This is a genomic window from Enterobacter sp. 148H3 (assembly GCF_034107425.1).
Lineage (GTDB): Bacteria > Pseudomonadota > Gammaproteobacteria > Enterobacterales > Enterobacteriaceae > Enterobacter > Enterobacter vonholyi.
On record NZ_JAWNEI010000002.1, the window covers coordinates 472,636 to 478,635 of the forward strand.

Here is a 6,000-nt window from a genome sequence, read left to right on the forward strand (position 1 = left end):
AGGCTAACGCGCTTCAGCGATGCTCAGAAACGAACAAAAAAACGGCAGCCTGCGGGCTGCCGTTTTGCATTGAGGCAAAATCAGGTGTTGCTGCTGTTCGCGGCGATGATTTTCGCCACTTTTTCAGCCTGAGCGGTCATCTGCATCTGACGGTAAGCATTTTCCATCAGCTTCAGGCCGTCGCGCGTTGCCTGAGTATCCGGGTAATCGCGCAGCATACCTTCTACGCGGTTAACCACGGCAACCCATGCGCCACGGCGGGTATAATATTCCGCCACGGAGTATTCATATTTCGCCAGACGATCTTTCAGGAACACCAGACGTTTGGTGGCGTCGGTCACGTACTGGCTGTTTGGATAGCCGCGCACCAGCTTGGAGAAGTCATTGAAGGCATCACGCGCATGCTGCGGGTCACGGTCGGAACGATCCACGCCGAAGAAGCCCTGCAGCGCACTGTCGTCAAGAGCCATGTTGGTGAGGCCGCGCATGTACATCACGTAGTCGATGTTAGGATGAGTCGGGTTCAGACGCATGAAACGATCGATGGTTGCCTGAGCCAGCGGCAGATCGGCATTTTTATAGTATGCGTAGATGAGATCTAACTGTACCTGCTGCGAATACGGACCAAATGGATAGCGATTATCCAACGCTTCCAGTTGCGTTATCGCCTGTTTCCAGTTACCGTCCTGCAACTTTTGTTGTGCAGTCGCATAGATTTCATTCGGCGGATTGTCAGGGACCTGTTCATTTGAACCGGAGCAGCCCACCAAAGCCAGGCTCAACGTGGCCGCTGCCACCAGATATTTCATGCGCGTCATGACGTTTTGACTTTCCTCAAATGTTTGTCCGGGAGAAACTCTGTTCCTGCTCCCGATTAAGACCAGCTACAATAGCACACTATATTAAACGGCAAAGCCGTAAAACCCAACGTTAAACGAAGAAGCAGTTTATGGCACAACGAGTAGAACTCACCGCAACAGTCTCCGAAAATCAGCTCGGTCAACGCTTAGATCAGGCTTTGGCCGAATTGTTCCCTGATTATTCGCGTTCACGCATAAAAGAATGGATCCTTGACCAGCGCGTGATGGTAAACGGCAAGATCTGGGACAAACCAAAAGAGAAAGTGTTAGGTGGGGAAGCTGTCGCCATCAATGCTGAAATCGAAGAGGAAATCCGCTTCGAGCCGCAGGATATCCCACTGGACATCGTCTATGAAGATGATGACATACTGGTAATCAACAAGCCGCGCGACCTGGTTGTTCATCCGGGCGCGGGGAATCCTGACGGTACGGTACTTAACGCGCTTCTCCATTACTATCCGCCGATCGCGGATGTTCCGCGCGCGGGCATCGTGCACCGTCTGGATAAAGACACTACCGGTCTGATGGTGGTGGCGAAGACCGTTCCTGCTCAGACACGTCTGGTGGAGTCGCTACAGCTGCGCGAAATCACCCGTGAATATGAGGCGGTAGCCATTGGGCATATGACCTCAGGCGGTACGGTAGAAGAGCCTATCAGCCGTCACCCGACCAAGCGAACCCATATGTCGGTGCATCCGATGGGTAAACCCGCCGTGACGCACTATCGCATTATGGAACATTTCCGCATTCATACGCGTCTGCGTCTGCGTCTGGAGACCGGGCGTACTCACCAGATCCGCGTGCATATGGCCCACATTACCCATCCGCTGGTGGGGGATCAGGTCTACGGTGGTCGTCCACGTCCGCCTAAGGGCGCGTCGGATGAGTTCATCAGCGTATTGCGTAAATTCGATCGTCAGGCGCTGCACGCGACCATGCTGCGCCTTTACCATCCGATCACCGGTATTCAGATGGAGTGGCATGCGCCTATCCCGCAGGATATGGTGGACCTTATTGACGCGATGCGTGTTGATTTCGAAGAACATAAGGATCAAGTGGACTGGTTATGACCAAACTGATTGTCCCGGAGTGGCCATTGCCTGCCGGCGTGGCCGCCTGCAGTTCAACCCGCACTGGCGGTTTTAGCCAGGGCGCGTGGGAGTCGTTGAACCTCGGCGCGCACTGTGGCGATAACCTGGAACACGTGGAAGAGAACCGCAGGCGTCTGTTTGCTGCGGGGAACCTGCCTTCAAATCCGGTCTGGCTGGAACAGGTTCATGGCAAGGCGGTGCTGAAGTTGTCGGGAGAACCCTATGCTTCTAAACGCGCTGATGCCTCTTACAGCAATACTCCGGGAACCGTTTGTGCCGTGATGACCGCCGATTGTCTGCCGGTGCTATTCTGCAACCGCGCAGGCACCGAGGTGGCTGCAGCACACGCGGGCTGGCGTGGACTGTGTGAAGGCGTGCTCGAAGAAACCGTCGCCTGCTTTAAGGATGAGCCCGCTAATATTATGGCCTGGCTTGGCCCGGCCATTGGTCCTCGCGCTTTTGAAGTGGGGCCGGAGGTTCGCGAAGCCTTTATGGTTAAAGATCCGCAAGCGGCGGACGCCTTCCTGCCTTCCGGAGATAAATATCTGGCCGATATTTACCAGCTTGCTCGTCAGCGCCTGAACAGCGTCGGCATAACGCAGATCTTCGGCGGCGATCGCTGTACATTCACCGAAAAGGGTGATTTTTTCTCTTATCGCCGCGACAAGACGACGGGGCGTATGGCAAGTTTCATTTGGCTGATATAACCTAAAGAATCAAGACGATCCGGCACGTGCCGTTTTCTTTTCACATAATTCAGGTCATTAACCTTGAATAATTGAGGGATGACCTCATTTAATCTCCAGTAGCAAATTTGACCTGTTATGGGAGGAGTTATGCGTCTGGATCGTCTTACTAATAAATTCCAGCTTGCTCTCGCCGATGCCCAGTCCCTCGCACTAGGGCACGACAACCAATTTATCGAACCTCTTCATTTAATGAGCGCCTTGCTGAATCAGGAAGGGGGATCGGTACGTCCTTTATTAACGTCCGCTGGCATTAATGCTGGCCAGTTACGCACCGCTATCGATCAGGCGCTGAGCCGTTTACCGCAGGTCGAAGGGACCGGCGGCGACGTTCAGCCGTCGCAGGATCTGGTGCGCGTCCTGAACCTTTGCGACAAGCTGGCGCAAAAACGTGGGGACAATTTTATTTCGTCAGAGCTGTTTGTTCTGGCGGCGCTTGAATCACGCGGTACCTTGACCGACCTGCTGAAATCTGCCGGTGCGACCACCGCCAACGTGACTCAGGCGATTGAGAACATGCGCGGAGGTGAAAGCGTGAACGATCAGGGAGCCGAAGACCAACGTCAGGCTTTGAAGAAATTTACGGTCGATCTGACCGAGCGTGCTGAACAGGGCAAACTTGACCCGGTGATCGGCCGTGATGAAGAAATTCGTCGTACCATTCAGGTACTGCAACGTCGTACCAAGAACAACCCGGTGCTGATAGGTGAACCGGGTGTCGGTAAAACTGCGATTGTTGAAGGGCTGGCGCAGCGTATTGTCAACGGTGAAGTGCCGGAAGGCCTGAAAGGCCGTCGCGTACTGGCGCTGGATATGGGCGCGCTGGTGGCCGGTGCGAAATACCGCGGCGAGTTCGAAGAGCGCCTTAAAGGCGTGCTTAACGACCTGGCGAAGCAGGAAGGCAACGTCATTCTGTTTATCGATGAACTGCACACCATGGTCGGCGCGGGTAAAGCGGACGGCGCGATGGATGCCGGGAACATGCTGAAACCTGCGCTGGCGCGCGGTGAACTTCACTGCGTCGGTGCCACTACGCTGGATGAGTACCGTCAGTACATTGAGAAAGATGCTGCGCTGGAACGTCGTTTCCAGAAAGTGTTTGTTGCCGAGCCAAGCGTTGAAGATACCATCGCGATCCTGCGTGGTCTGAAAGAGCGCTATGAACTGCACCACCATGTACAGATCACTGACCCGGCCATCGTTGCGGCGGCGACGCTTTCGCATCGTTATATTGCTGACCGTCAGCTGCCGGATAAAGCGATCGACCTGATTGATGAAGCGGCGTCGAGCATTCGTATGCAGATTGACTCGAAGCCGGAAGAGCTGGACCGACTCGACCGACGCATCATTCAGCTCAAGCTGGAACAGCAGGCGCTGAAGAAAGAGTCTGATGAAGCCAGTAAGAAACGCCTCGATATGCTCAATGAAGAGCTGGACGATAAAGAGCGCCAGTATTCTGAGCTGGAAGAAGAGTGGAAAGCCGAGAAAGCCTCCCTTTCCGGTACGCAGACCATTAAAGCTGAACTCGAACAGGCAAAAATTGCCATTGAGCAGGCGCGACGCGTGGGCGATCTGGCTCGGATGTCTGAACTGCAGTACGGCAAAATTCCTGAGCTGGAAAAACAGCTTGAGATAGCGACGCAGTCAGAAGGTAAAACGATGCGTCTGTTGCGTAATAAAGTGACGGATGCCGAGATCGCGGAAGTCCTGGCGCGCTGGACCGGTATTCCCGTGGCGCGCATGCTGGAAGGCGAGCGTGAAAAACTGCTGCGCATGGAGAACGATCTCCACAATCGTGTGATTGGTCAAAACGAAGCGGTTGAGGCGGTATCGAACGCTATTCGTCGTAGCCGTGCAGGGCTGTCCGATCCAAACCGCCCGATTGGTTCGTTCCTGTTCCTGGGGCCGACGGGTGTCGGTAAAACCGAGCTGTGCAAAGCGCTGGCTAACTTTATGTTCGACAGCGACGATGCGATGGTGCGTATCGACATGTCCGAGTTTATGGAGAAACACTCCGTCTCGCGTCTGGTCGGGGCGCCTCCGGGATATGTGGGTTATGAAGAAGGTGGGTACCTGACGGAAGCGGTGCGCCGTCGTCCTTATTCTGTCATCCTGCTGGATGAGGTGGAAAAAGCGCATCCGGATGTGTTCAACATCCTGCTTCAGGTGCTGGATGATGGTCGTCTGACCGACGGGCAGGGGAGAACGGTCGACTTCCGTAATACGGTTGTCATTATGACCTCGAATCTGGGTTCCGATTTGATTCAGGAACGTTTCGGTGAACTGGACTACAGCCACATGAAGGATCTGGTGCTGGGTGTGGTAAGCCATAACTTCCGTCCGGAGTTCATCAACCGTATTGATGAAGTGGTGGTATTCCATCCTCTGGGTGAGAAACACATTGCGTCGATTGCGCAGATCCAGCTGCAGCGTCTGTACAAACGTCTGGAAGAACGTGGATATGAAATTCACATCTCCGACGATGCGCTGAAGCTGCTGAGTAAGAACGGTTACGATCCGGTGTACGGTGCGCGTCCATTGAAACGCGCTATCCAGCAGCAGATCGAAAACCCGCTGGCGCAACAGATCCTCTCCGGGGAGCTGGTTCCTGGCAAAGTTATCCGTCTGGAAGCCAACGACGATCGCATTGTGGCAGTGCAGTAAGTCACAAAACGCAAAAACGAGCCGCTTGCGGCTCGTTTTTGTTTAAAAACCAGGCGAAAATTGAGGTCTGGAGTTGGTTTTGCCTGGAAAGTGAGCAGTCAGTAAATAAATTTCACTTTATCCTTGCAGGTTCAGAATTACTCCCTATAATGCGCCTCCACTGACACGGAACAACGGCACACACGCCGCCGGGTCAGCAGAGAACAGCGTAAATAAACGCTTGACTCTGAAGCGGGAAGGCGTAATATACGCCACCTCGCAACGGTGAGCGAAAGCCGCGTTGCACTGCTCTTTAACAATTTATCAGACAATCTGTGTGGGCACTCAAAGTGACATGGATTCTTAACGTCCTCGGACGAAAAATGAATACCAAGTCTCTGAGTGAACATGCGTAATTCATTACGAAGTTTAATTCACGAGCATCAAACTTAAATTGAAGAGTTTGATCATGGCTCAGATTGAACGCTGGCGGCAGGCCTAACACATGCAAGTCGAGCGGCAGCGGAAAGTAGCTTGCTACTTTGCCGGCGAGCGGCGGACGGGTGAGTAATGTCTGGGAAACTGCCTGATGGAGGGGGATAACTACTGGAAACGGTAGCTAATACCGCATAACGTCGCAAGACCAAAGAGGGGGACCTT

General features: G+C 53.8%; 4 protein-coding genes and 1 rRNA gene. 4 read left to right on the forward strand and 1 reads right to left on the reverse strand.

Translation table 11 applies throughout. From position 1 onward, the window contains the following. Positions 1-80 precede the first annotated feature (80 nt). A complete protein-coding gene (gene bamD, locus USH94_RS04500) occupies positions 81-818 on the reverse strand; it encodes an outer membrane protein assembly factor BamD (protein WP_023308867.1) in 738 nt (245 codons plus the stop codon). A gap of 131 nt (positions 819-949) precedes the next feature. Between bamD and rluD the strand changes: the two genes are divergently transcribed. The 4 genes from rluD to USH94_RS04520 all read left to right on the forward strand — a co-directional run. Beyond that, entirely contained in the window at positions 950-1,930 is a 981-nt protein-coding gene (rluD, locus tag USH94_RS04505) for a 23S rRNA pseudouridine(1911/1915/1917) synthase RluD (RefSeq protein ID WP_111964900.1), read from the forward strand. Continuing rightward, entirely contained in the window at positions 1,927-2,658 is a 732-nt protein-coding gene (gene yfiH / locus USH94_RS04510) for a purine nucleoside phosphorylase YfiH (RefSeq protein ID WP_111964901.1), read from the forward strand. Before rluD ends, yfiH begins: the two co-directional genes overlap by 4 nt. Positions 2,659-2,787: 129 nt before the next feature. Next, positions 2,788-5,361: an ATP-dependent chaperone ClpB gene (clpB, locus tag USH94_RS04515; RefSeq protein ID WP_045909253.1), complete on the forward strand. Its 2,574-nt coding sequence runs from the start codon at positions 2,788-2,790 to the stop codon at positions 5,359-5,361. A 430-nt stretch (positions 5,362-5,791) separates the two neighbouring features. After that, positions 5,792-6,000 (forward strand): 16S ribosomal RNA (locus USH94_RS04520); the annotation flags it as partial.